24 protein-coding genes are annotated in these 23,946 nt (G+C 60.8%); 15 read left to right on the plus strand and 9 right to left on the minus strand.

Annotated elements, in window-relative coordinates:
- Positions 1-7: 7 nt before the first annotated feature.
- Genes A9J21_RS06455 through A9J21_RS06485 form a run of 7 tightly spaced genes read right to left on the minus strand, consistent with a single transcriptional unit; the run spans position 8 to position 5,957 of the window.
- Positions 8-604 carry a toxin co-regulated pilus biosynthesis Q family protein gene (locus tag A9J21_RS06455; RefSeq protein WP_066733034.1) on the minus strand — a complete coding sequence of 199 codons (597 nt, stop codon included), beginning with the start codon at positions 602-604 and terminating at the stop codon, positions 8-10.
- A 28-nt stretch (positions 605-632) separates the two neighbouring features.
- The gene (locus A9J21_RS06460; protein ID WP_066733035.1) at positions 633-1,058 is read right to left on the minus strand and encodes a lytic transglycosylase domain-containing protein; all 426 of its coding nucleotides are present in this window, start codon (positions 1,056-1,058) and stop codon (positions 633-635) included.
- Entirely contained in the window at positions 1,055-2,293 is a 1,239-nt protein-coding gene (locus A9J21_RS06465) for a TrbG/VirB9 family P-type conjugative transfer protein (protein ID WP_066733036.1), read from the minus strand. The genes A9J21_RS06460 and A9J21_RS06465 overlap by 4 nt, the downstream gene beginning before the upstream one ends.
- Positions 2,290-3,087 carry a transglycosylase SLT domain-containing protein gene (locus A9J21_RS06470; RefSeq protein ID WP_066733038.1) on the minus strand — a complete coding sequence of 266 codons (798 nt, stop codon included), beginning with the start codon at positions 3,085-3,087 and terminating at the stop codon, positions 2,290-2,292. Before A9J21_RS06470 ends, A9J21_RS06465 begins: the two co-directional genes overlap by 4 nt.
- Positions 3,080-4,324 (minus strand): TrbI/VirB10 family protein, encoded by a 1,245-nt coding sequence (locus A9J21_RS06475; protein WP_066733040.1) that lies wholly within the window; start codon positions 4,322-4,324, stop codon positions 3,080-3,082. The genes A9J21_RS06470 and A9J21_RS06475 overlap by 8 nt, the downstream gene beginning before the upstream one ends.
- Positions 4,324-5,232: a TrbG/VirB9 family P-type conjugative transfer protein gene (locus tag A9J21_RS06480; protein ID WP_066733042.1), complete on the minus strand. Its 909-nt coding sequence runs from the start codon at positions 5,230-5,232 to the stop codon at positions 4,324-4,326. The genes A9J21_RS06475 and A9J21_RS06480 overlap by 1 nt, the downstream gene beginning before the upstream one ends.
- A 17-nt stretch (positions 5,233-5,249) precedes the next feature.
- The gene (locus tag A9J21_RS06485) at positions 5,250-5,957 is read right to left on the minus strand and encodes a type IV secretion system protein (RefSeq protein ID WP_066733044.1); all 708 of its coding nucleotides are present in this window, start codon (positions 5,955-5,957) and stop codon (positions 5,250-5,252) included.
- Between the two features lie 398 nt (positions 5,958-6,355).
- On the opposite strand from A9J21_RS06485, the gene A9J21_RS06490 reads away from it, so the two are divergent.
- The 14 genes from A9J21_RS06490 (at position 6,356) to A9J21_RS06555 (ending at position 20,539) form a co-directional block, all read left to right on the plus strand.
- Complete coding sequence (locus tag A9J21_RS06490; protein ID WP_066733046.1) at positions 6,356-7,405, plus strand: CpaF family protein; 1,050 nt, start codon at positions 6,356-6,358, stop codon at positions 7,403-7,405.
- A 19-nt stretch (positions 7,406-7,424) separates the two neighbouring features.
- A complete protein-coding gene (locus A9J21_RS06495; protein WP_066733048.1) occupies positions 7,425-7,772 on the plus strand; it encodes a TrbC/VirB2 family protein in 348 nt (115 codons plus the stop codon).
- A gap of 1 nt (position 7,773) precedes the next feature.
- Positions 7,774-8,103, plus strand: coding sequence for a conjugal transfer protein (locus A9J21_RS06500; protein WP_066733049.1), 330 nt, complete (start codon positions 7,774-7,776; stop codon positions 8,101-8,103).
- A complete protein-coding gene (locus A9J21_RS06505) occupies positions 8,097-10,553 on the plus strand; it encodes a VirB4 family type IV secretion system protein (protein ID WP_066733050.1) in 2,457 nt (818 codons plus the stop codon). Before A9J21_RS06500 ends, A9J21_RS06505 begins: the two co-directional genes overlap by 7 nt.
- 17 nt (positions 10,554-10,570) lie before the next feature.
- Positions 10,571-11,329, plus strand: a complete 759-nt coding sequence (locus tag A9J21_RS06510; RefSeq protein WP_066733051.1) for a conjugal transfer protein TrbJ — start codon at positions 10,571-10,573, stop codon at positions 11,327-11,329.
- 12 nt (positions 11,330-11,341) lie between these two features.
- Entirely contained in the window at positions 11,342-12,391 is a 1,050-nt protein-coding gene (locus A9J21_RS06515; RefSeq protein ID WP_066733053.1) for a type IV secretion system protein, read from the plus strand.
- The gene (locus A9J21_RS06520; RefSeq protein ID WP_066733055.1) at positions 12,388-13,620 is read left to right on the plus strand and encodes a TraI domain-containing protein; all 1,233 of its coding nucleotides are present in this window, start codon (positions 12,388-12,390) and stop codon (positions 13,618-13,620) included. Before A9J21_RS06515 ends, A9J21_RS06520 begins: the two co-directional genes overlap by 4 nt.
- Positions 13,620-15,482: a conjugative transfer system coupling protein TraD gene (gene traD, locus A9J21_RS06525; protein ID WP_066733122.1), complete on the plus strand. Its 1,863-nt coding sequence runs from the start codon at positions 13,620-13,622 to the stop codon at positions 15,480-15,482. The genes A9J21_RS06520 and traD overlap by 1 nt, the downstream gene beginning before the upstream one ends.
- Before the next feature lie 6 nt (positions 15,483-15,488).
- Entirely contained in the window at positions 15,489-15,995 is a 507-nt protein-coding gene (locus tag A9J21_RS06530; RefSeq protein WP_066733057.1) for a hypothetical protein, read from the plus strand.
- Complete coding sequence (locus A9J21_RS06535; RefSeq protein WP_231906831.1) at positions 15,970-16,263, plus strand: hypothetical protein; 294 nt, start codon at positions 15,970-15,972, stop codon at positions 16,261-16,263. The genes A9J21_RS06530 and A9J21_RS06535 overlap by 26 nt, the downstream gene beginning before the upstream one ends.
- Positions 16,264-16,266: 3 nt before the next feature.
- Positions 16,267-16,884, plus strand: a complete 618-nt coding sequence (locus tag A9J21_RS06540; protein WP_066733060.1) for a DUF4400 domain-containing protein — start codon at positions 16,267-16,269, stop codon at positions 16,882-16,884.
- A 55-nt stretch (positions 16,885-16,939) separates the two neighbouring features.
- On the plus strand, positions 16,940-17,773 hold the full coding sequence (locus A9J21_RS06545) for an ATPase (protein WP_066733062.1): 834 nt from the start codon (positions 16,940-16,942) through the stop codon (positions 17,771-17,773).
- 265 nt (positions 17,774-18,038) lie between these two features.
- Positions 18,039-19,766 (plus strand): ATP-dependent helicase, encoded by a 1,728-nt coding sequence (locus A9J21_RS06550; RefSeq protein WP_066733064.1) that lies wholly within the window; start codon positions 18,039-18,041, stop codon positions 19,764-19,766.
- 89 nt (positions 19,767-19,855) lie between these two features.
- Positions 19,856-20,539 carry a DEAD/DEAH box helicase family protein gene (locus A9J21_RS06555; protein WP_082926269.1) on the plus strand — a complete coding sequence of 228 codons (684 nt, stop codon included), beginning with the start codon at positions 19,856-19,858 and terminating at the stop codon, positions 20,537-20,539.
- Between the two features lie 844 nt (positions 20,540-21,383).
- Here the strand turns inward: A9J21_RS06555 and A9J21_RS06560 are convergent.
- Positions 21,384-21,830 (minus strand): HU family DNA-binding protein, encoded by a 447-nt coding sequence (locus A9J21_RS06560; RefSeq protein WP_066733068.1) that lies wholly within the window; start codon positions 21,828-21,830, stop codon positions 21,384-21,386.
- 197 nt (positions 21,831-22,027) lie between these two features.
- On the opposite strand from A9J21_RS06560, the gene A9J21_RS06565 reads away from it, so the two are divergent.
- A complete protein-coding gene (locus tag A9J21_RS06565) occupies positions 22,028-23,062 on the plus strand; it encodes a type I glyceraldehyde-3-phosphate dehydrogenase (protein ID WP_066733070.1) in 1,035 nt (344 codons plus the stop codon).
- A gap of 126 nt (positions 23,063-23,188) precedes the next feature.
- Here the strand turns inward: A9J21_RS06565 and A9J21_RS06570 are convergent, their stop codons facing one another.
- Positions 23,189-23,929, minus strand: a complete 741-nt coding sequence (locus A9J21_RS06570) for an aldolase (RefSeq protein ID WP_066733075.1) — start codon at positions 23,927-23,929, stop codon at positions 23,189-23,191.
- Positions 23,930-23,946: the final 17 nt, after the last annotated feature.

Genomic DNA, 23,946 nt, shown 5'->3' on the forward strand with positions numbered 1-23,946 from the left:
GGTACGCTCACTTCGTTGGGTCGCACTTCGTGGTGAGCTTCACCACACGGACGAGGTTGTTGGAGTAGAAGCACGGCTTCAGGCTGTAGTCGGTCATTTCCGTCGCCGAGAGCACCCGGCGAACCGCCGTCTTGAAGTCGGCGGTAAAGGCGTCAGCCCCTTCGATCTGCACGTCCTGATCCGGCTCCCACGGTGCGGTGGCCCAACCCGCATCGCGGGCCCACTTCTCTATGAGCAAGCGATAGTTGCCGTCAGCCGGCGAGACAGACCAGTCGCGCTGGCCGTTGGAAAGAACAGGTGCCGACGCAGGCGCCGGGGCCGCAGGCGTTCCCGAAACCGGTGATGCAACCGCTGTGATGGTCGCCGTGGCCACCGATGTCGGCGCCAGGGCCGCAACGGTCGTCGCATCGGCCCGCGGCGTCTTGCGGTCGGAAAGCAGCTGCCAACCGCCGCCAGCCAAAGGCTTGCTCGGCTCGAAGTTGCCCGAGGCGTCGGCGCCAAACGGAGAGGATGCAGGCACTGCCGCGTGCGCACAGGCAGCAACGGCTGCGGCGCCGGCAAGAAGAACCCGGCACATCCGGGACAACGATCGAGACTGGTGCATGGCTGTATTCCGTTTGAATTCGAATGGGTTATTTGGTCGTCGATTGCAGCTTCTGGTACACACGGTTCGCATACCTGAGCCGCTTGTCTGGCGAGCCGGCGTTGTAGCAACCGACAGCCGTCCACGTCTCGCCATACCGGCCCAGGCAATCGGCGAGGATCCAGGTACCAACGTAGGCATTGGTGCAAGGATCGAAGAGACTCTGGCGGGTGATCCCGAACTTCGCGAGGCGCGGCAGATGCACAGAATTGATCTGCATCAGCCCGATGTCCTCGCTGCCGTTGGTGTTGGTGTTGGTCACCCAAGAGCGCATGCCGGACTCGACTTGCGCGATGCCGCGGACCAGTACTGGACTCACGCGATGGAACGCCGCCGCATCGTCCAGGCAATCGGCGTGCACGACGCCGGCCAATGCGGTGCCCGCGATCAGCAGCCCGATGCGCATCGCAATCATTGGACCGCCCGCTCGTAGAAGCGGACCTCAGGCAAGCGGTCCACACGAACTACATTGCCGTCAGCGATGACGGTCAGGTGGTCCGATACCCCGTTGAACTTGAAGTAGCGGTCCTTTTGCTCTCCCCCGCCCTGGTGGTTGTCGCCGAACACGGAGATGCTGGCCATCGACTTGGCGAAGCTCAGATAGGTCGCACCATCCTTTTCGAACACGCGTTCGAGGCCGGCGCTGTTGTCACGCGGGAACAGGAAATTGATGCCCGGCACACGGGCCACCTCCACGCGCTTCCCGCCGCTGCTCGCAGTGAAGCTGTCCACCGTCGGGAAGGACAGCACCCGCTCGGTATCGTCCCAGCGCGTACGCAGCTTGTCGCCGGCGCCGTCACGCACTTCCAGGTCCTTCGGCTCGGCCTCGAAGCGCACCTCGATGCGGCCGTTCTTGGCATCGCGGATCGCCAATGCGTTGAAGGCCGAGGCGAGAGTCGGACCTTCCGGCAGTGCTGTGGCGGCAGGTGCCGCGTCAGCCACCGGCGCCGCCACTACAGGAGCCGTAGCCCGCAGCATGCCGCCCGCAGACGCCGTGTTACCGGGCTCTACCGAAAATGCCTTGGGCGGCGTGGCGCGCAGCGCGATATTCCGGCGACCGAAGTCCACCTCCGCATAGAGATTGCGCTGCTCGAGCACGCGCGCAAGCGCCTGGACCCAGTTCTCGCCCGCCCGCACTTCCAAAGCGACTTCGTCGGTCAGAGGAATGTCTTTTTGCGCGGTACCGCTCCACCCCGTCGGCGCGATAGACTTGACCATTTGCGCCAACGGCAATGAGGAACGGCCGGCACGGACGAGTGGCAGCTCGCTGTAACTGCCGATGAGCGCCAACCGACCAGACACTGACCCGAGACTGCGCGGGAGATCGCCGCTCGGATTCGCAGGCTCCGACGTAAAACCGTTCGCCCGCTTCCAGCGTGCGACTACCGGCTGACGATTGACCGTGTAGCGCAGCACGTCGGGGACGCCATCGACGACCCAATACGGACCGTTCTGGATAGCACCGTCCGCCTGTACGACTTGGCCGTGCCGAGGTTGGATGTAGGTGGAAAGGCCGTCGTTGAACACCATGGCCGGACGGTCCGCTGCGCGCGCGACGACCTGATAGTCGAAGTCGAGCGGATCGGTATCGGCCGCGTGAGCACACCCCGCGACCAGCGCAAATGCGGAGAAGAGTAGCGGCCTGATCATTGGAATTGGGCGACGTGTTTCATGAAACGGGAGAAATAGGGCCCACCACGCTCTGGATTGGCGCTGTGGTACCAGGCGACGGCCTTCATGGCCGATCCACTGCGCTGGAGGTTCTCTGCCAGAATGTCTTCTGCCACGCGGATATTCGTAGCCGGGGCCAGCGCCTCCCACGGCGATGCGAATCGCTTGCCGTGGTAGCACCAGTTCACCTGCATGAGGCCCACATCGAAATCGCAACGATCATTCGCAAGCAGGCGATTGACAGCGGCATAGGCTTCCTCGCGCGTCGCAAAGAACATGCCGCGCCCCGCCACGTTGAGGGTCCACGGCCACGGACGGCCCCGGTACGAGGACTCGTTCATGGCGATGCCAGCAGTGATCTTCGGATCCACGCGGCTGCCCATCTGGGCGAACGGCTCAGTCTTCGGCGCGCAGGCCCAGCCCCCGCGGCGCTCGGCGAGGGCTTCTTGGGACGCCTCGGTCAATACGGCCGGCCGGAGCCACCCTTCACGGGCGAAGAGTCGTGAAATCGGCGTGGACTTCTCGCCCAGCGTGACAACCGGGCCCTCGTCTGAGCCCGGCGCGATCTGTGCGCCGAGCAACCGGGCCGACCACCCCAGGAACGCATCGAGGCCGCAGTAGAGGACCGGCTTGCCCTCAAGCGAGTGCACGCGAACCTGCCCGGCATCCTTCACCACAATGGCATTAGGACTGATCACGGCTTCAATCGTCGCGGCGTGCGCGCCCGCCAAAGTCACGGCGCAGACCAGGAGAGTCGCCAGCGGCCTAATCACGGTAAGGCTCCAGGACAATGTCGTGCTTGACCTGAACCATCATCTTTTGGCCAGGCTCGGTGGTGATCGTCGGCCGAATGTTCTGGTTGCGGTTCAGGATCGTCTGTGCGGTTTGCGTGGCCACCTGACCCGCCGCGTTCCCGTATGCCACCAGGCCCGCCGGTCCGACCGTCGTCGTGGTGGGGTTGTCGTTGAAGCGCAACGACAGAGCGCCGATCACGAGCGCGCCGCCGAAGATCTTGAGGAAGTGGTTGTTGACATCACCAGTGTTGCCAGCGGTTCCGTCGGGGTCCGCGCCCTGCATACCCATGAGCGGCACGGTCTTTCCGTTCGGCAGTTGCATGCGGACGAAGGCCGTCAGAATCCGCTCCTGACCCACCGCGATGTCCGCGCTGTACATGCCCACCAGGGTCGTGCCGGCCGGGATGATCTTGCAGGTGCCCTTGACCGTGTCGTAGACGTCCTGCGATACCGTCGCGCGAAACTCGCCCGGCTTGTCCGAGTTAAGGCCGCCCGCGAAGTTGGCGGGGATAATGAAGCCGCGGCTCAGCGTACAGCGCGGCGGCTTGCCGTCGAATCCGGTTCTCAGCGTGTTCATGCTCCCGGCATCCCGCAGAAACTGGCGATCGGCCGAGGCCGGCTGCGGAGCGACGCCGTCAGGATTGACACCGGCTGCATTGGCAGCCGCAGCCTTCGCAGCGACCGCCTGCTGAATCGCGCGCATCTGCGCAGGGTCCGTCACGTCTGCGAGGCCTGCAGGCTGCTTTACCTGCGCGACCTGCGATTTGCGCGTGCCGCTCTTGAATACCGATGAGGTGAAGAGGTCGTCTTCCGCGTTTTTCTTCGCGTCCGCGGCCCCGCCCATGGACTTCGCCGGGGCGGTAAGGTCGCCGGCAGTCATGACCGGCGCTTTGGTGTCAGCTGGGATGGCTTGCTTGCGCTGCTTGTCGGATTCTTCGCGTGCCTTTTCTGCTTGCGCACGGATGGCGGCTTCGAGACTTTGCCCGTTGTCCGCACTGCCGGCGCGCTGCTTGATCTGGTCGGCGCGTGCCTGTTCCGCCTTAGCATCGAGCTGCTCATCTGACACCGTTTGGAAGTAGTATCCCAAGGCGCCGACCATCAGTGCCGCCACACCACCCAAGGCAAGCACGACGTTGCGCGGAAGCTTGCCCTTCACGGTGCGCTCCTGTGCTTCGGTCACGTCGGTGACGTTCTCCGCTTTCTGCTTGCCGCGCATCAGAACAGCCCCAGGATGCGACGGCGGCCGCGTTCGATCTTCACTTCATCGTCGCCCGAGCGCAGCACGACCGTGTCGGCCAATCGTTGCACCACCAGATACCCACCGCGCCGGATGGCATTGACGACCACGAAATCACTGCCGTCCTTGATGAACGCAACCGGCCAGTTCTGCAGTGCTGCGTTGGGCAGGCGCAGCCACAGCGCCTTGCCGTCGTCGAAGGCCGTTTCCGGCTTGAAGCTGGCACTTCCCGAGATTGCATACTCGAAATTGAGCTGGTCAGGCGAAACGCCAACGGCATCGGGACTGCGCGACACGTCCGGCTCGCTTGCCTTTGCTTCGTCCGAGGCGTCCGCACGTGCGTCATTGCGCGCCTTCACCTTGGCGGAGATTAACGTCGGCACCTTGAAGCGCACCTTCTGGTAGAAGATGCCGCCGAGGGGCGAGGATACGAGCGTGAATTCGTAGCTTCGCTTGTTGGTATTGACCGACAGCGTATTCACCAGGCCGGCCGCCTGCGGCTTGACGTACAGGTGATTGGCACCGTCCGTGTCGTAGTCCCAGCGGACGTTCTCGCCCCAGGCCGGGTCGCCGACGATTTGCTCGTCGTCCGGGAATTCGATCGTCGTGATCTTCAGCGGAGCACTAAGCACGCGGAAGATCTGGTCACGACTGTAGGTGAAGACAACCAGGCGAGAGTCGCCCGGCAAAGCGATGGGATCAACGCCGCCGTTAAACGGATTCGCCGGATTCATCGCATCGCTGAGGTCGCCAATACCGAGACCGGCCATGCCAGCGCCGGTACGACGAGTCTTGTCGGCGGCGTGACTGTCCGGTGCGGAAAGCATCAAAGCCATGCAAAGGGCGATGGCCAGAGGGATGAACCGGGAGGGGGTACGAGCTTCCATGGGCGTATGCGCGACGATCAGGCCGCCGATTTCTGAATGCTGAAAAAGATCGGGTACACCCCGAACGGGTTGGTACCGAGAACCGCCTCCTTATCCGCAGGCTTGGTCTGGTACCGGAACGTGATGGTGTAGCGCTGCTTGCGCGGCTTGTAGCCGTCTTCCGTCGTCGTGGTGACAAACTCGACCACCACCGTGCTATCCGGCAGGCTCGCGATATTGGTGAACTTCGGCTCTCGCGTGAGCGTGGGCGAGGACATGACTTGCCGGAACGGCTCGTCCTCTTGTACCCACGCGTTGAATTGGTCCTTGGCGGCACCCAGCATCTGCTCACGTACGGAACGCAGGTTCGCAGCCATGCGCGACGACTCGATCTGCGGCGTCAGGATGGGCTCGATCGTGAACCAGCGTTGCACCAGGTCCTTAAGCGCCGTCTGCACCTGGCGCTCGTCCGGACGAAAGGCCTCGAGTTCTCGGGTGATGGGCTTACCCGTGACATCGGACGACACACCGACTACCTTCACAACAGACGGGGGCGGCTCCCGCGTGAGTATCGCCGACACGGCAATGATGCCGAGGCCCACCGTTGCCAGCTTCCAATGATTGCGATCCACACTGATACGCGTGGTGCGGTCGAAGATCGCTTGCTCCGGGCTTTCATTGCCGTACATCCCCGGCGCAACGGTCAGGGGCTTGGCTTTGTCGGCGGGCTTTCGGAAGAAGGGCATGCTGCGGCGGTCCAGTGGGATGCCGCCAATTGAAACAGCGAATCGCGCTCGGTTTGTCTCGAAAGCTATGCCAATTTGCTGAGCTTTCCATCTTTTTGCGCGAGGCCTCCTTTCACGCTCTCGCATGAGTCATCGCGATCGATGAGCAGGCGGTGGAACGCGCATGTCGGGACGGCAGTTGGCCTCGGGCAGGTGAATGGGGTATCGACAGGCTTGAAACGCGAATACTCGGGATTTGACCGTGCGATTCGCGGTTTTTGAAAGGAACATGTTCCTTCGGCGGCACGGACGGTTAGTTCTCGGAGAACGTGGGACGAAAGCGATTTTGTCGAAAGCTATCGAAAATCGACCATCTTTCGCCGCCTCTCTTACCCAATTGCCCGCCAACAATAGCGGGCATGGAATCCCTCGCTAACAACCACCCTCTCTTGCAGTTGACGCAGCTGGCCGACAGCGCCGTCTCGATGTTCTTCGAGTCCCTCGCTCCGCTGCATGACGTCATCCATTCGGCGGACGTTGCCGAAGTCATGATCAACCGGTTCGACAGCATCTGGGTGGAACGTCGCGGGGTGCTAACGAAACTCGATATCGTCCTCGATCCCATCAAGGTCGAAGGCGCTGTCCGGTCCCTCGCCTCCTCGGTGGAGAAGTCCGCAGTACGGGGGACAACCCAAGGCATCATCAATGCAGGCCACAAAGGTCTGCGGATCGCAGCGGTCATGCAGCCGACAGCGATCGACGGCCACGCGCTGAGCATTCGCCGACATCGCGAAACGAACCTGACGCTGGAGGATTACGCCAAAGCGGGTGCGTTCTCGCTGCGCAACGCTACCACTCACGCTGAGGAGCCAATCTTCCTCGGCAATGAGGAAGATGAGGCGCTCGTGCGCGCGCTCGAGCAGCTGATGGTCCGGCGCAAGAACATCATCGTTGCGGGCGGCACGTCTACGGGTAAGACCACGTTCCTCAACGCACTGGCCGGGTGCGTACCGGCCAGCGACCGTGTCCTCACGATCGAGGACACGATGGAACTGACGCTGACCGTACCAAATCAAGTGCGCTTGCTCTCCAACAAGGACAAGGGCGTGACGACGCAGCACCTTGTCGCCCTCGCCTTGCGCTTTCGTCCCGACCGCATCTTCGTGGGCGAAGTCCGATTCGGCGAGGCGTTCGACATGCTCCAGGCCCTCAACACCGGCCACGACGGCGGCATGGCTTCCCTGCACGCCAGCAGCGCACGTTCTGCCCTTTCTCGCCTGGAAAGCATGGCGCTCCTCGGCATCCCGCCCGGATCAGGCTGGAAGCTCGACGACATGCGAAAGCTCATCGCGGACTGCATCCATTACGTCGTGCACCTCAGGCGCACCGGCGAGATGCGTCACGTCTCGGAAATCCTCGAGATCAACGGCTTCACCAACGGCGACTACGACATAAAACGCGTTTTTTAACCAACGGAGTCCATCCGAAATGACATTGACCCTGAACCACCGCGTCCGCGCCACGGCACGCAAGTACGCGCCCTCTGCCCTGCTGATGCTCGGCATGATGGCCGTGGCCACCTCGGCGGTCGCCGCCGACGACGCCTTCCTGAACAATCTCGGCAACTTCATCTGCGGCATCGCGACGTTTATCAACACGAAGTATCTTTTCGTGGTCGGCCTGATCGTGATCGTCCTGGGCGCCTACGCGTACGCCAACGCGGAGTCTTCGCTCTCCAAGTTCATCTCTGGCGCCTGTGTGGGCGTGGGCCTCGCGGCCGCCGCCCCTTCGATCCTGAAGTCGCTCGGCCTGATCGCCTCCTGCACCGGGTTCTAACATGCGCAAGCACCACGTGAGCATCGGCTTGTCCATGCCGCGCCTGATTGCAGGCGCAGTACGGGGTCTGGCCATCGCCAACGGCACCATCGTCGCGCTTCTGATCTACGTGACCTACCGCAGTGGCTGGCAAATCCCCGTGGCGGTCTTCGTATATGGACTGTGCAGCCACGCACTGCTCGCCTGGCTGACGAGCCGTGATCCGTGGTGGAACCAGATTCTGAATGTCTACAACCAGTACGGAGACCTATACGAGTCGTTGCCGTGGCATGGCAAGTCTCACGCGGTGTTCCGTCGCCCCTATGGCTTTGACAGCGATCTGCCATGCTGAAGCTGAAAAGACGGCCGCTGGCGGAAATCGCCCCCTGGCTCACCTCGATCACCCCCGAACTCATCCTGAATAAGGACGGCTCGCTGTTGGCCACCTATGAGTTTCGGGGTGTGGACGCCGATAGCGCGGATGCGAGCGACATCACCTCGGCCCGCGACCAGCTCGACCAGGCATGCCGTTCGTTCGACAACCGTATCACCGCATGGTGGCGCCTTACGCACCGGCGCACCAAGGGGTACGTCAACGGCGACTTCAGCAACGGAACAGACGCCCGTCTCGACGCGCTCAACCGCGCGCACATGACAACCGGCCGGTACTTCCGCAACGCGCATTCGCTGAGCATCGCCTATACGCCCGAAACGGGCGTGGCCAAGTTCTTCGAAAAAATCGGCCATCACATGACCGTGGGCGGGAAGCCGCTATTTGCCGCCTTGCTCGAAGCGACTAAGGATACCGTGCTTGCTCGCAGCGCGTTCGCCTTCGACATGGAAAAGATCCGCTCGGACACGCGGCGCTTCGAAGCCATGCTAGATGCATTCACCGGCGGTATTCCGCGCATCAAGCCGACCCGCCTTGCAATGCAGGACAGCTACGCGGCACTCCACCAGGTAGCCAATCCCTGTGTCCCGAAGCGCCGCATCCGGTTCCCCGTCACGATGCTGGACACCCATCTGAGCGAATCGGAGATCACGGTTGGCTCGGAGCGACTGCTGTTCGAGTCCGCCCACGGCAGACGCTATGCCGCGGTTGTTGCCGTCAAGGAATGGATGAGCTTCCAGGAGGCAGCGCTCGACAGTTTGCTGCAGGTCGATGCCGAGCTGGATATCTGCATCATGTACCGCTTCCTCGACACTGCTCGCGCGACAGCCTACATCGAGAAGGTACGCCGCTTCTACAAGATGGCGGCGGTCAACCTCCGGTCGATGGTCAAGCAATATGTGTCGAAGGAAGAAGACGACAACGACGAGGGCCGCGAGGAACTGGCCAAGGAAGCCGGCAAGGCACTCAAGCGCCTCACCGCTGAAGGCGTACAGCACGGGTTCGCCAACATCTCGATTGTCATCTATGCCGACACCGAAGCCGAATGCGAAGATGCCGTCAGCGAAGTGGTTGGCACACTGACCAACGCCGGCTTTGGCGCGATTCGTGAAAAGACCAATCTGATGGCGGCTTGGAACAGCACGCTCCCGGGGCGCTGGGACCGGCAGCGGCGCCTGCAGTTTGTCGAGACGCCCGCCGTGTCGGACATTGCTCCGGTACGGTCGGTGCTCGAAGGCCCAACGCGCAACGTCTGGCTGTCGGAGAAAACGGGCACGGAAGTACCCCCGCTCACGTGCCTTCCCACTCGCCACCGAACGGGCCAGCGTGTCGATATGCACCAGCCGGGAGGCAACGGTCACCTTTTTGTCATCGGCCCCATTGGTGCCGGCAAGTCAGTGATGCTGAATTTCCTGGTGTCTCAGGCCGACCGGCACAAGGCGCGGCGAATTCGCTTCGACAAAGACAGGTCGACCCGGATTCCAACCCTCTTGAGCGGCGGAGCATTCATCGACGTCACGGGAAAATTCCAGGCGAGTACACCGGTCAACCCCCTCTCACTGCTGGCCGATCCCGGCAGCTTCACCTACGTCGCGGAATGGCTCACCCTCGCACTGGAAGATGATGACTTTTCGCTGACGCCGCAGCAACGGCAGGACATCTTCGAGGCGGTGAAGCTCCTCGCCGGTTATCCGCGCGAGCGTTGGACACTGAGTGCCCTGTCCACCATGCTACACGCGGACTTGCGGGAACGGTTGCAAATCTGGCTGGTTGGCGGCCAGTACGGTCACTTCTTTGACCATGTCGAGGACGCCTTTGCGGTCAGCGACAACCTCTGCATCGAGTGCGGAGAACTGTTTCAGAAGTTTCCACGCGCGGCTGCTCTCTTCACCGACTATGCGTTCTACCGCATCAGCCAGTCGATGGACGGTATTCGCTACACAGTCATTGAGGTCGAGGAATGCGGCTTCTTCTTCCAGAACGAGCGCTTCTACAAACGCTTCGAGGACTGGATCACGACGATCCGGAAGCTCAATGGGTCCATCTGGGCCGCGACCCAATCCTTGCGGCAGATCGCTCGCGTGGCGAACTTCGAAATCCTGAAGGAGAACATCGCCAACTGGATCTATCTGCCCAACAGCCAGGCCAAGACGAGCCCCGAACTTTACAAGGAAAAGTTCGGCTTGACCGACGACCAGGTGCAGATGATCTCGGACGCGGTACCCAACCGTGACTACCTGTGGATCACGAACATCCAAACGCGAATGCTGCAGACGGCATTCAACGACGAGATGGTGGCGATGCTGCGCTCGGACGGCGTAGCGCAATCCATCTGTGACACCCATTACGCGTCGGGAGACCCCGACTGGCAAGACCGCTACGTGCGCGAAATGCTCGCCCGCGCAGCCTAAACAGGGAGAACCCAGAAATGAAAAAGTGGATCGCCAACATCGCCGTCGCCGCGTCCGTTCTCGGCGCTGCCCCGGCTCACGCCGCACTGCCCGTTACCGACTGGGTGGGACTTGTGCAGACGACGATCTCGGCCTTGCAGTCGATCAAGTCCGAGGTGTACGAGAACACCAACATCGTCTACCAGTACCAGATGATGGCCAATCAGCTACTGCAAGCGACGGGGCTCGACGCCGAAGCCATCATGGAACAGTTCAACAGCATCAAGGACGAGATCGGCAAGTACGAGATCTACGGGACGACGCTCAAGGATCTGTATGGGACTGTGTCCGACAACGCCGACTACCTGAAGAAGATTCAGAGCATGGTGGTTTCCTCCGGCAAGACCAAGGAACAGTGGTTCGAGGATCAGCGGGCCCTACTGACCAACGGCGACAAGACGGCGAAGGCACTATTCACTCTGGGCGAGCAGATTTTCAAGAACACGCAGTCGGTGGCCAAGCGCCGGCAGAAGATCCAGTCGCAAATCAAGCTGTCGCCCACGGCACAGGCAGCGGCGCAGACCACCAACCAGATGCTCGATGTGCTTGCCAGCCAGAATTCCGACCTGCTGCAGCTGATGAGTGTGCGCGCGCAGGCCGATGCCGACCGGGACCAGCAGAGCGTCGCCAAGGAAACGCAGAGCGCCGAAGCGATCCGCTCGATGGCGGCCGCGCAGGATGAAGAACTCAAGAATCTCCGCGCACGCGTCTTCTCGCGCAAGCTGCAGTCGAACTGATCCGAAACTGAAATGCAGATCGCCCGCTTCATCGTCCTGTTGCTTACGACTCTCCTGTTGCACTCGCCGGCAGTTTTCGCACAAGCGTCGGCTCCACAAACGGGCACCGAAGCGGCACAGACAACGCCGGACACGGCCGCCCCAAAGGGGTTGTTTTCCCAACCCGGTTCCATCGGCGAATCGCTTAAGAGTTGGCTCAGCCAGTTCGAGTCCTTCCGCACCGGCCTGATTGGCGGCGCTACGACGTTGAGCAAGAGCCTTACGCCTGATGCCGACAAGATCGCGTTCGGATTGGCAGTCATCACGTTGACGCTGGCGGGCATCCAGTTCGCCGCGACGTCGGACCCGGTATCGGCCTGGACGGAGGTGTTTGAGAAGCTGTTAATGCTAGGCATCTTCGCTTCGCTCTACACCGGATACGACAAGTTCGGGCCGGGCATCTACGAGTACTTCAAGCATCTCGCCGACAAGGTCGCGGGGACACAGGCCATGACGCCTGCGATGACACTCGCCGCCGTCGGTGCTGGTTTCATTGATTCCTACATTCAGTCAATGAAAGCCGCCAGCGGTATCTCTGACGTCTTGATGATCGCCTTCGCCGGACTAATGTTGATGGCAGCATTCGTCCTGTGTGCGATCGCGTCCCTGCTCTACACGTTCTTCATTTCGTTGGGAGAGATCGCGGCCGCCATTGGCATCGTGATCGGCCCGATTGCCGTGGCGTTGGGCTTCTCTGACTATAGCCGCCGCTACTTTACTTCGTGGCTCGATTTCATGATTGGCGCATCGATGTATTCGGTCGTCGCCGCCATCATGGCGCGGCTGGTCTCGAGCGCGCTGGTGTCGACGCTTTCCGAGCAGCAGAGCGCCGGCACCGCTACGCTTTCCGGCGCGGCGTACGCGATGAGCGTCGCATTCTGCATGATTCTGGTTGCCTTCGAGCTTCCGAAACTCGCCGGCGCAATCTTCGGATCGGGCGGTGGGATCAGTGGCGGCGGCGCCATGCGAGTGGGTCTCAAGGCAGCGGGCGGCATCGGTAAATTCCTCGCAAAGGCCAAATGAGCGCACATACCCATACCCCGCTGTCGCCAGCAGAATTGCTGGCTGCCCATGAGAGCCGCATTGCACTCATCCGCCAGTACGCGAACGAGACGTCCGCGGAGACGTTCGATGCCAAATGGCTGAGCATCCTTTCCCGATGCGCGGACTGGTTTTCGAGCATGCCCTTGCGGCCGGGAGAACATGCAGAGCCAGGCGGCGCCTTTCGGGCGACCATCGAAGCGGCCTACTTTGGCATGCGGCTATCCGGTGCACAGAAGTTCGGTGCGGACCTCTCGTCCGAGCGGCGTCGAGCGCTGGAGCCGCAGTATCTCTACGCCCTGTTCCTCGCTGCGTGCTGTTCGCGGCTCGACGAGCCCTGCAGGCATTTCCAGTTCCATCGTGACTGTGATGGTGCCGAATGGGTTCCTGCCGCCCACGGCGCCTTCGGCCCATGGCTTGGAACCAGCAGTTACAAGGTTTCTAGACGCGACGCTGCACAGCCTGTTGAGCGGATGCGCACCGCGCTGCTTGCGCGTGAGATTCTGGGCAGTGATCGACTCAGCGCCTTCGACTCTCAAGTACTGACTGACCTCTTCGGTGCCATCAATCCCGACCCGCGACCGACCGGTCTGGAAACCCTGCTGCATAAGGTCGTACGGCAATCGATCGATACCTTGACGCAATTCGAGGTAAAGGCTCGCAGAGCAGAGTTCGCGCCAGATCCGACACCAGCCCCGAACGCCGAAGTACTGGCGAAGGCTGGTCAGCCGTCCACCATTCAGCCCATGGCCGCTGCGGCAGCGGTACCGACGGCGACCGCCCACGTGGCGAGCGAAGGAGCAGTGGAACCGGAACAGGCGGTCGCGGAAGCCACCGCGGAGATCGGAGCGGTCACCGCCACCCCGTTGGACGCTTCCAGCACGCGGAACGTCGTACAGCTTGACGGTGTGCAATCCCTTCGGAAGGGACCATCCGGCGACGATCCCTTCAAGGCTGTGGCGGGTTCGTCCAATCTGATGCGGGAATTCTTCAAGGCGCTGGCCCAGGACGTGGCCGCCGGCAAGACCAAGGTTACGCGCATCGACGGCAAGGTCGCGATCAGCAAGCGCATGCTCGGCAACTATGGGCTCGCCTCCGACACCCTGGTCGAGCATCTTCGCAAAGGCAAGCACCTGTACAGGGCCGACGGCCAGAGCATCTTGCTGGTTGATGAGGTCGGCAACCTCATTGCGCCGGACGTCACGCCATGATGAACCACTACATCAACCATTTCCGGCCAATCTTCGAGTTTCGCGCGGCCGTTGGCTGGGCTCTCGCGGGGTTGCTGATCCTGGTGAGCGGCATGCCGCACGCCGGCTACTTTGCCCTTCTCTGCCTGGGCGCACTGTTTTTCCGCACGGCGCAAGTCTGGCGGGCTTTCAGGTTTAGACTCGCCATCTCCACAAAGTGGCTGACAGTCGTCAAGATCGACCGCCTGCTGGAGGCGAGCCAGCGCCTTCGGTCCACCGACAAAGACGCGGACGCCATGTATCTCGGGACAGGCTACGAGTGGACCCAGAAGCACTGCCAGCTCGCGCACGACATTCTGCGCATGCCATCGACCGATATTCCCGGCCTGCCGAAATGGCTAGCCAACGGCACCGTGCGCGCAATTGAAAAGGCGTTCTCACCACGTGGCAGCATCCCTGACCGCTCCCCCCAGGGCAAGCCGTGGATTGCAGGGCTCGAGGCCAAGAAGCGGCCGGTGCCTTTTCACTACAAGGCGATGGGCGGTCACACCTCGATCAGCGGCACCACTGGCGCCGGCAAAACGCGCACATTCGAACTCATTTCGACCCAGGTGATTCATAACAAAAGTGATGTTTTGATCATTCTGGACCCGAAGAACGATCCCGACTGGGTTGCACGATGCAAGCGCGAGTGCGAGCGCGTGGGTCGCAAGTTCCTGTATTGGAAACAGGCGGCGCCGTCACAGTCGATCCGGTTGAACCCGCTCGAGAACTGGTCGCAACCTTCGGAAATCCCAACCCGCATTGCGCAACTGATGGAAGAAGGCCCGTTCCGCCAGTTTGCGTTCCTGTTCATTGATCGCTCGGTCAAGGGCGAGCTTTACGTTGGCGACAAGCCAAACCTTCGCTCCATCCTGCAATACGCGCAGAACGGAATCAACAATCTGCTCGAGCGTGCGCTGCAACGCTTCTTTCCAGAAGCCGGCATGGCCGACTGGGATGCAGAGGTCGCAGGGTACATGCAGCAGGTCGGCCAGAAAGGTGGCACGCGACTCGACGCCATGGCGCGTTTGTACATTGACCGCTTCGCGAACGTCGGAAAGGGCCACGAATCGATCGATGGTTTGATCTCGACGTTCCAGCACGACCGCGATCATTACGGCCGCATCATCGCGTCCGCCCTGCCCCTTCTCCAAATGCTCGCCACCGGCGAGACAGGTCTGATGCTCGCGCCCAAGGCGGACGACTTCGACGACGACCGAGAAATCTGGGATATCGACAAGGTCATCAAGCAGAAGGCAGTGCTCTTCGTTGGCGCGGATTCCCTTTCCAATTCGATGGTGGCCCAGGCCGTCATGTCGATGTTGCTGGCAGACATCGCGTCCGTGGCTGGTGCCATTTACAACTTCTACGCCAAGCCACCCGAAATCGTCCTGGTGGTCGACGAAGCCGCCGAAGCGATCAACGAGCAATTGCTGCAATTGCTCAACAAGGGCCGGGGCGCGGGCTTCAAGGCGTTCATTGCTTACCAGACGCGCTCGGATTTCACGGCCAAACTCGGAAACGTGGCCAAAATGCAGCAGGTTTTGGGGAATCTGAACAACCAGATGGTCTTACGCTTGGAAGACATCGACACGGCCCAATGGTTTGCCGAGAAGGCCGGAACGACGGCGATCCGCAACCTGGTGATATCGAGCAGCACGAGTACCGGCACCGAAGCGCACGTGGGTGAATTCAGTGGCTCTGTATCGCGGTCGGCACAACTCGAAAAGGTCCCGCTGATTCCGCATGACCTGGTCATGCAACTGCCAAATCTCCAGTATTTCCTGCGAATCTCCGGCGGCGCTGTCTACCAAGGTCGTATTCCCATTATTCAGGACTAACCATCCATGCGCAGCAGTCTTTTCCGCGAAGTTATCAAGCAACACAATCTGTCGGCGAAGCTCTCGCCCGTCTTTACGCTGTCTCCGGACCTCGATGAGATCTGTGCACGCGTGGTCGATTACGTCGGTGTGAATTTCCGCGTGCGAGACGAGCCGCTGATCAAGGAGATGCTCACAGACGGCATCACCGCCTGGCGCGCAGCGCGCAAGCATGGTGACCCCTCGGTGGCGTTCATGAAGGGGCTCTTCTCACGGGCGCATGACCTGTACAACAAGCGGTACGCCGCTTTCAAAGGCGAAAAGTACAACGTCTGGTACCCCTTCCACGAATCCATCCCGGCATTCGAGCAACGGCAGACTGCAGGCTACGTCTGTCAGGTTGTCGACGAACCGGTGCCCGGCGAGATCTCCCAGCGGTGCGCGGCATTCCAGCTTGCCGCCAGGGTTCTCACAGGCTACGCCTTCTCACGCTACTTCGAGAGCTACGATGTCGCTGGCAACTTTGCACACTGACGCCCGCCGCGTCGCACAACGGCTTCGTCGAATCCCGCCGAGCGTGGCCGCCTGGTTGTGCAGCGTGGACCCCACGCTGGCCCTAAGCATGCAGGACTGGCTCACCTCGCCCGCCTGGGCGGATACGCCGCCGGAAGCGTTCACGGCCGCCGACGTCGTGCCCTGCTTTGCGCTGGTGAAGATCTCTGTTAGCAAGCCCGCTGTGTTCTGGGCCGCGCTGGTCGCGATTCCCAGTTTCCCTATCCTGCTGGCATTACGGTGGATCTGAGCCATGGCCAGTAGTCGTTTCGCATCCCATGTTCGTCTTTGGCTGATCATTTCGCCGCTGATGATCTGCACGCTCGCGCCATTCATCCAGGACCAATCTGCGTTCGAGATCAGTCGTGACGAGCGTGCGTCGGTGGAGCGCGTCCTCGGTCCGAGTAAGGCCGATATCGCGTTGACATCGGCGAACGCAAGGTTCCACGAATGGTTCATCGATTCCGGCGCAGTGAAGGCATCCTTTGCCGGTTCGGACGCCCCGAGTGCCTTCTCGGACGGAGGCGCATCAGCGTTCGGCCGCGGCTGGATGCAGCACTTCTGGCTGACACTCTATCGCGCGCTGTATCGCTCGGCCGTCGCTTATCACTGGCTCTTCGGCGCGACGGTGTTGATCATGGCCATCGTCAACGATGGATCAGTCTGCCGGAAGATCCGCGCGGCAAGCGCTGGATTCGCCAACCCCGTGTCTTTTCATGTCGCAGCTCACGGCCTGATGCTTAGCTTCGGCATAGGTGCGTCTGCGTTGCTACTCCCGATTTCACTGCTCGCTAACTGGTGGACCTATGTGGTCTGCCTGGTGGGCCTGCTTTGCTGGCGCCTTGCTGCGTCGTTTCATGTCGGCAAATAGGCCGGCCACTCAATGACGATGAGGCCATGTGGATGGCCTTCCAAATGGAGAAATCATGACCACGACCGACCTGATCCCGACCGATGAGAGCATTTTGGATGCATCGGCAGCGGCTTCCACTACGCCTAGCACGCTCGGCACCATCGACAGCACCGGTGACGTGGAGCACGAGCTCAACGAGATGGATGCTTCGGCCGATGCGCTGCGCAACGAGGGCCTGCTATCGCCGGCTGATCACGAGCAGCGCAAGGCTGACGTCGAGCGGACGCGCAAGCTCTTTCGTGAACTACCGCCGGAGCAGCGCCAGGCGATCATCCGCCGGCGCCGTGAGCTGGGCCTGCAGATCCTCGATCGCGAACTCGCAGGGGCTGCCGTCGTATCTGTCGCCCTGAAGTTGAACCACACGCGCCTGCGCCCGCTGTTCGAACAATGGTGGCCGTACATGAACCGGATGTCGCTCAATCTCCAGCGCTTCGGCCCCAGCACATTCACCCGCGCGGACCTTTCCACGCTGGAGACGTATCTGGAACGCGAGTTGTCCAAACTCGAGGACTACGTCGACGAACAGTTGCGCGTGGCGAAGGCGTACCGCGAGCAACGCGAAACCGAAATGCGTACCGTCGGAGATATCGTCTTCGCGCCGACGATCCAGCGCCCTTCGCTCTCACTCGAGGTTCAGGCTTACTCGCGTTTCGCCGTTCGCGCGCTACAGGTTCTGGTCAAGTTTGACCAGACCATGGATCAGTTCGACTTCATGGTGTGGAACGGGATTCGAGACCAAACCGATGTCAACGAAGAGGTCTCGCGTTTCCTGCGTAAGTTCCAGCCGCTGGGCCTGCGTAGCTATACCGCCCATTTGAAACTGATGACGACGGTGCGCGGCATCTAGTGGTCGTGCAATTGCAGTGGCATCAAGTCCGCCCCCCTCAGCCGTGTCCGGTCTTGATGCCACCAAGTGGCACATTCATTTAAACGCATGCTCAGTCGTGGCCAGAGTCTGTCGGACCATGTCAGTTGCAATGGCAGTGCGTGGCAGATGCCTCAAGGACATTCATGGCACTTGCTGCCACATGCCAGCGCTTGCGCCCAGTCGAATGTACCGGGTCTGAGCAAGTCCGATCTTGCCGGTCAACGGCTGAGTCTGATCCAGCGCTATGTCCTTCGCCGCAGCACTCGAAAAACTGAATCCCTCGCAGCGCGAGGTGGTGGATTGCCGTGACCATTGCGTCGCCGTTGCGGTGCCCGGGGCCGGGAAGACGGCCACGATCGCAGCAAAGGCCGCCTTGCTGCTGAGCGACCCGAACATGACCGTCGGTGCCGTTACCTTCAGCAAAGATGCCGCGGTCGAGCTACGCGACCGGATACTGGCTTTGGCGGGGCCATCTGCCAAAAGGCGTCTAATCGCAGGCACCTTCCATTCCTTGGCCTACAAGCAACTTTCGTCGGCAGCTGGCAAGAGGCCTGACATTGCGACTGATGGTGAGCGCACCGCGATTCTGACGCATGTCATACAGGAGTCGAGCACGGAATGGAAGCTCGAGGACGCCATAGCCGCGATTGAACGCATCAAGTCTGAGCTAGGCGATCCGTTGCTTGAGACGCCGGAAGGCCAACTGTTCGTCGCCTATCAAGAAGCGCTGCAGAGAAATGGCCGGGTCGATTTTCACGACCTCCTTCGATACGCAGTAGACGGCATGAAGCGAGGCACAATTGCTCCCTACAAAATCGACGCTTTATTACTCGACGAATATCAGGATGTGGACCCGCATCAGGCTCTATGGACCGCACTGCATGCGAGAACTGGTGCCATTACGACTCTCGTTGCCGACGACGACCAGGCAATCTACGGCTTTCGTTCTGCGCTCGGACTAAGGGGCATGGAAGCCTTCGCTAGAGAGTTCGATGCCCGACAGATTGTCCTGGGGATTAACTATCGCTCGCATTCTGAGATTTTGTCTGTTGCCGACAAGGTCATTCGAAACAACCGCGAGCGAATCGTAAAGGAGCTTGTATCCAACCGTGGCGCCGGCGGTACTGTGGACTTCGCACGGTACGACGACGAGTACAAAGAAGCCATTTCGGCGATGGAAGCAATGGCGGCGGCAGTGCGCGCTGGAAAGACTGCTGCGATCCTAGCCCGTACAAATCGCATTCTCGATCCAGTCGAGGCCGTTTGCCGATCACATGGGGTGAAGTACCACCGCGCGGCAGGACGCTCGATCCTGGATCGCCCCGAATCGGCCTTGATGGGCAACTTACTTGAATTGATCCATGGAACGAGAACCAGCGGCATAGACGCGATTCTCGGCTTCGCTGGCGTGGGTGCCGCCGATCTCCAAACGTTGTATCGCAAGTTCTCCGGCGCAAAGGAATGCGAAAAGATCAAGAAGAAGGATCTCTTGGACGCGGGACTGGGTGACGATGCCGTCGAGAAATATTTGGAGCTGGCGAAGAAGATCTGTGAATGGCGATCGCTTTGCGATCGCCAGTTCCATGCACTCGTACTCGACGGGGTAAGCGAGTGGATGCTGCGCTGGGTGAAATCAGATCAGGGTAAGCGTTCGATCACTACGACCTACGATGTGCTGACCAGGTTGAACGGCACTTTCGTGGATCGATTGGAGTTCCTGCGTCGTCGCAACAACGAACCAGCTGAAGATGCCGTCGTGCTCACAACCTTCCATTCAAGCAAAGGGCTCGAATGGGATCATACAGCTCTCATCCGGCTCGAAGAAACGGTCATCCCCGACGAAAGCAGTCCGGAGGCAGAGGAGCGGCGACTGTTTTACGTGGCACTCACCCGCGCCCGACGAGTCATGCTCCTTTCCACCGCGAAAAAGCATCCAACTTCAAGATTTGTCATCGAATCTGGCCTGGCGTAGCTAAAGATTCGCGTCGACGTACCGTCAGAGCTTGACTCCAATCTGCGACCGCTAGTCTGGTCGTGTCTGCAACAAAATATAGCTGAGAAATGAAACACCGACCTCGTGCCCATCAGCGGGAAGCGATCCAAGACGTGGTCGGCGGATTTCAATCCCACGACCGCGGTCAACTCATCATGGCTTGCGGAACAGGAAAGACTCTGACAGCTTTGTGGGTCGCGGAGTTGATGAAGGTGAGGCTCACGGTGGTATTCCTCCCATCTATCTCGCTTTTGCTGCAGTACGCGCTATCCTGGCGGGACAACCATTCGATGGCGGACTACCACGCCCTCTGCGTTTGTTCGGACACCTCTCTCTCACGTGGTTCTGTCGATGACCTCGGAGTCGCAAGCCTTAGCGATAGCGGGTTCGCGGTGACCACAGATTCCGGCGACATCGAATGCTTCATGCGAGGAGACGGAAGCCGTGTGGTCTTCTGCACCTATCAATCCGCCTGCGTGATTGCAGCGACTCAGACAGAGAGCGACGTACCGACCTTTGATCTCGCTATATGCGACGAGGCGCACCGTTGCGCGGGTGACATCAGCTCGCCCTTCGCGATCGTGCTCGATGGGAAGAGGATTCGTGCCGACCGAAGACTGTTCGCAACGGCAACGCCGAAGGACATGAACGCCCGGCGCAAGAGCAGTCCCAACTTCATCGGCATGGATAACGAAGCCGTCTTCGGCCCTCGCTTTCACACCCTTCCCTTCCGCAAAGCCATTGATTGTTGATTTGCACTGAGAACTGACCCACCTGACCCGGTAATTTGCATCGAATGTTGACCCACGGGGGGTGCGGCCGAAAACTGTGCAATTTACGATTGGCATTGACAGCGTACGCATCGGAGGGCTAACGGTCGCCAGCCCGACACTAAACCCGCCATGCCACGCTAGTGGGGCATACCTGCCGCGCGACCCACCCTACAATCACGCTGTCGTGATTGACCCCATGACACCCCAGCCCGCGCGCGATTCGCCGCGGGCTTCTTTTTTGCTGCATCCCGGATATACTGTATGCATATACAGTATCCGCGCGGTAAGCCCATGCTTCGGATCCGAAGCGTTGGCTGGGCTGGCGGCTAATCGCAAGCCCCCACACAACAAAACCCTTTGAATCGCTGGAACCGACTTCTCGCTCAGGCCCTAGTTACCGCGACCGTCATCGTCGTGGCCGCCGTCGTGTCGCGCCAGATCTATCTTCTCGTTCAACAGCCGCCCGCAGCAGAAATGGAAGATGTCGGCGACTTCGACCAGTCAACACCGGATTGCCCAGCGCCACGATGGGAGCAATCCGCACCACAAGGCGGAAATCCGGAACGCCAAACGCACAGATCTCCTGGCTGCCTGGAATCCTGAAATATGCCAACCGGTCTGCGCGCCCAATGGGCAAATAGACTGCAGTCGACGGCAGCACCCGACATCGGCGGCTTCGGCTGCCACGTTCTGCAGGCAAGCGGCCCGCTATCGCGCACAGGGTTTCCGCGCACAGGGTCGTTTTCAGAGTCTTTGGGGAGCCGAAAGGCAAAAAAAATGGGAAGCCTTGACTTCCCATTCTTCGTCCTGGCGAACCCGTGCCTTACAGGGCAGCGTCCTTCAGCTTCTTCAGCGGACGAACCTTGACCTTCACGGAAGCCGGCTTGGCAGCGAACCACTGATCCTGGCCCGTGAAAGGATTCTTGCCGAAGCGCTTTTTCGTTGCCGGAACCTGGATCGCGGAGACCTTGAAGAGGCCCGGCAGCGTGAATTCGCCAGCGCCCTTCTTGTGGATCGAGCTCACGATGGTGTTCTCGAGGTGCGACAGCACCGTTTGCACCGTTTTCTTGTCCAGTTCAGTCTGGGCAACCAGGTGGGCCAGCAGGCTCGACTTGTTGAACGTATCCTTCAGCGGTTTTGCAACCGGTGCGGCGGCGGCTGCCTTCTTGGCTGCAGGCGCAGCCTTCTTCGCTACGGGAGCAGCCTTCTTTACCGGGGCTGCCGCTTTCTTTGCCGCAGTCTTCGGGGCGGCCGTCTTCTTCGTTGCCATATCGCTCCTATCGCAGAACAACCGGCACCATTGCCGGATTCCGCGCAGCATAGCGGAGATTTGCGCGAATGTGCAGTCCCACCTGCGCATAGGTTGTTTCGGCCTGTTACGCAGAGCAAGCGTGCGGGAATCAAGTCAGCAGGCGGGCGCGCTAGAATTGCGCCCTCAATCCACGAAGGAGTTCGGTTGTGCCAGGCATGCATCCCGCACCGCACCGTATCGCGATCAATGGATACGGCCGTATCGGCCGGTGCTTCGTACGCGCACTCTACGAGTCCGACTGTCGGGAATCCTTCGAAATCGCGGCGATTAACGAGCCGGCCGACCTCTCGAGCATGGCATATCTCACCCGCTTCGATTCGACCCACGGACGCTTTCCGGGGAAGGTCGGTGTAGGCGATGGCGCCCTGCTCATCGAGGGTGACGAAATTCCGGTCTTCCATGCAACAACCCCCGAAGCGGTAGCTTGGGATGCTCTTAACGTCGACTTGCTCGTTGAATGCTCTGGCGTCTATGGCAATCGGGCATCGCTGACACGGTTTCTGAACGCCGGCTGCAAGCGCCTGCTACTGTCCCACCCCGGCGACAGTGCGGCCGATGTCGACGCAACCATCGTGTATGGCTCGAACCACAACACGCTTGCGGGCAAGGAGCGCCTGGTCTCGAGTGCTTCCTGTACGACCAATGCAGTGGTCCCGGTGCTTTCCCTGCTTCACCAGGAACTGGGAATCGAGCAGGCCGTGCTGACGACGCTGCATTCCGTCATGAACGACCAGCCGCTGATTGACGGCTATCACGATCGTGATCTGCGCCGAACGCGCTCGGCCATGCAATCCATCGTCCCGGTATCAACTGGCCTGGCCCGCGGCGTTGAACGCCTGCTTCCCGAGCTGAAGGGGCGAGTGCATGCCAAGGCAATACGCGTGCCCACGCATAACGTATCGGCCATCGACATGGTGCTTTCGGTCGAGCGCGACGTCGACACGACGAGCTTGAACCGCCTGCTCCAGGACGCGACGACCGGACCGTACGCGGGTCTCATCGCGTACTCCGAAGACCCCCACGCTTCGATAGACTTCAATCACGACTTCCATTCCGCAATCATCGACGGTGCCCAGACAAACGTAAGCGGCCAGCGCCTGGTCAATCTCATGCTGTGGTTCGACAACGAGTGGGGATTCGTGAACCGGCTCCTGGACGTGGCGCGCCATTGGCTCAGGCAGCCGGCCTGAAATGCAGGTCGGACCGGCTGGGCACACTCAGCCGGATGCGGCTGCTTCCCGGAGCGCCCGCAATTGCGTGATCGATGCGTCCGCGCGAGGTCTGACAAGACCGATCAGATAGAACGCGATGAGTGCCTACCGAATGGTCCGCCGAAGCGCGGAGAAAAACAGTTCTGACTGAAGGCGTTCGCCCTGGACCTGGCGGGCCACCGTCTCGGCGAGACTGGGCGCTACCGGGCACAGCTTCTTTCCCGTGGAGAGTGCAATCACCTGAGCGGCACAGGCTCGCTCCAGGTAATACAGGTCATCGTACGCATAGTCGACGCGCTCGCCGCACACGACCACGCCATGGTTGCCCAGAAACATGACATCGGCGCCCTTCATGGCTCTCGCAATGCGCTCCCCTTCGCTCGCATCCAGGGCCAGGCCGTTGTATTCGGCATCGATGGCGATGCGTCCGTGATACCGCATGGCGTTCTGCGACAAGGTCGTATCCAGCCCGCGAACCTCCGTCAACGTCAGTGCCGTGGCATAGGGCATATGTGTATGCAACACGCACTGCTTGCCAGCGATGCGGTGAATCGCAGCGTGAATGAACATGGCGGTTGGCTCCACTTCGTGGCGTCCCGCCACCTTGCTGCCTTCGGCATCGACGATGACGATATCGTCCGCCGTGACCTCGCTCCACATCAGACCGCGTGGGTTGAGCAGAAACAGACCCTCATCGCCCGGAATTGCCACACTGAAGTGATTGCAGACCCCTTCCGCAAGGCCATGGCTTGCCGCTGCCCTCAAGGCAAGCGCCAGGTCATCCCGGAGTACAGCTACCGCTGACTGGTAAAAACAATCTGGATTGCTACCTTGAAGGGCACTCATATGGTCTCCTCGGGTCC

It is taken from the genome of Cupriavidus sp. D384, assembly GCF_001652915.1.
Classification (GTDB): domain Bacteria; phylum Pseudomonadota; class Gammaproteobacteria; order Burkholderiales; family Burkholderiaceae; genus Cupriavidus.

Bases quoted from the DNA above. Each gene is read 5' to 3' on its own strand.
- A9J21_RS06520 (WP_066733055.1), top strand. From the start codon at position 12,388: ATGAGCGCACATACCCATACCCCGCTGTCGCCAGCAGAATTGCTGGCT.
- A9J21_RS06495 (WP_066733048.1), top strand. From the start codon at position 7,425: ATGACATTGACCCTGAACCACCGCGTCCGCGCCACGGCACGCAAGTAC.
- A9J21_RS06455 (WP_066733034.1), bottom strand. From the start codon at position 604: ATGCACCAGTCTCGATCGTTGTCCCGGATGTGCCGGGTTCTTCTTGCC.
- A9J21_RS06535 (WP_231906831.1), top strand. From the start codon at position 15,970: ATGTCGCTGGCAACTTTGCACACTGACGCCCGCCGCGTCGCACAACGG.
- A9J21_RS06465 (WP_066733036.1), bottom strand. From the start codon at position 2,293: ATGATCAGGCCGCTACTCTTCTCCGCATTTGCGCTGGTCGCGGGGTGT.
- A9J21_RS06460 (WP_066733035.1), bottom strand. From the start codon at position 1,058: ATGATTGCGATGCGCATCGGGCTGCTGATCGCGGGCACCGCATTGGCC.
- A9J21_RS06485 (WP_066733044.1), bottom strand. From the start codon at position 5,957: ATGCCCTTCTTCCGAAAGCCCGCCGACAAAGCCAAGCCCCTGACCGTT.
- A9J21_RS06565 (WP_066733070.1), top strand. From the start codon at position 22,028: ATGCATCCCGCACCGCACCGTATCGCGATCAATGGATACGGCCGTATC.
- A9J21_RS06475 (WP_066733040.1), bottom strand. From the start codon at position 4,324: ATGCGCGGCAAGCAGAAAGCGGAGAACGTCACCGACGTGACCGAAGCA.
- A9J21_RS06560 (WP_066733068.1), bottom strand. From the start codon at position 21,830: ATGGCAACGAAGAAGACGGCCGCCCCGAAGACTGCGGCAAAGAAAGCG.
- A9J21_RS06505 (WP_066733050.1), top strand. From the start codon at position 8,097: ATGCTGAAGCTGAAAAGACGGCCGCTGGCGGAAATCGCCCCCTGGCTC.
- traD (WP_066733122.1), top strand. From the start codon at position 13,620: ATGAACCACTACATCAACCATTTCCGGCCAATCTTCGAGTTTCGCGCG.
- A9J21_RS06545 (WP_066733062.1), top strand. From the start codon at position 16,940: ATGACCACGACCGACCTGATCCCGACCGATGAGAGCATTTTGGATGCA.
- A9J21_RS06540 (WP_066733060.1), top strand. From the start codon at position 16,267: ATGGCCAGTAGTCGTTTCGCATCCCATGTTCGTCTTTGGCTGATCATT.
- A9J21_RS06515 (WP_066733053.1), top strand. From the start codon at position 11,342: ATGCAGATCGCCCGCTTCATCGTCCTGTTGCTTACGACTCTCCTGTTG.
- A9J21_RS06490 (WP_066733046.1), top strand. From the start codon at position 6,356: ATGGAATCCCTCGCTAACAACCACCCTCTCTTGCAGTTGACGCAGCTG.
- A9J21_RS06550 (WP_066733064.1), top strand. From the start codon at position 18,039: ATGTCCTTCGCCGCAGCACTCGAAAAACTGAATCCCTCGCAGCGCGAG.
- A9J21_RS06500 (WP_066733049.1), top strand. From the start codon at position 7,774: ATGCGCAAGCACCACGTGAGCATCGGCTTGTCCATGCCGCGCCTGATT.
- A9J21_RS06510 (WP_066733051.1), top strand. From the start codon at position 10,571: ATGAAAAAGTGGATCGCCAACATCGCCGTCGCCGCGTCCGTTCTCGGC.
- A9J21_RS06555 (WP_082926269.1), top strand. From the start codon at position 19,856: ATGAAACACCGACCTCGTGCCCATCAGCGGGAAGCGATCCAAGACGTG.
- A9J21_RS06480 (WP_066733042.1), bottom strand. From the start codon at position 5,232: ATGGAAGCTCGTACCCCCTCCCGGTTCATCCCTCTGGCCATCGCCCTT.
- A9J21_RS06570 (WP_066733075.1), bottom strand. From the start codon at position 23,929: ATGAGTGCCCTTCAAGGTAGCAATCCAGATTGTTTTTACCAGTCAGCG.
- A9J21_RS06530 (WP_066733057.1), top strand. From the start codon at position 15,489: ATGCGCAGCAGTCTTTTCCGCGAAGTTATCAAGCAACACAATCTGTCG.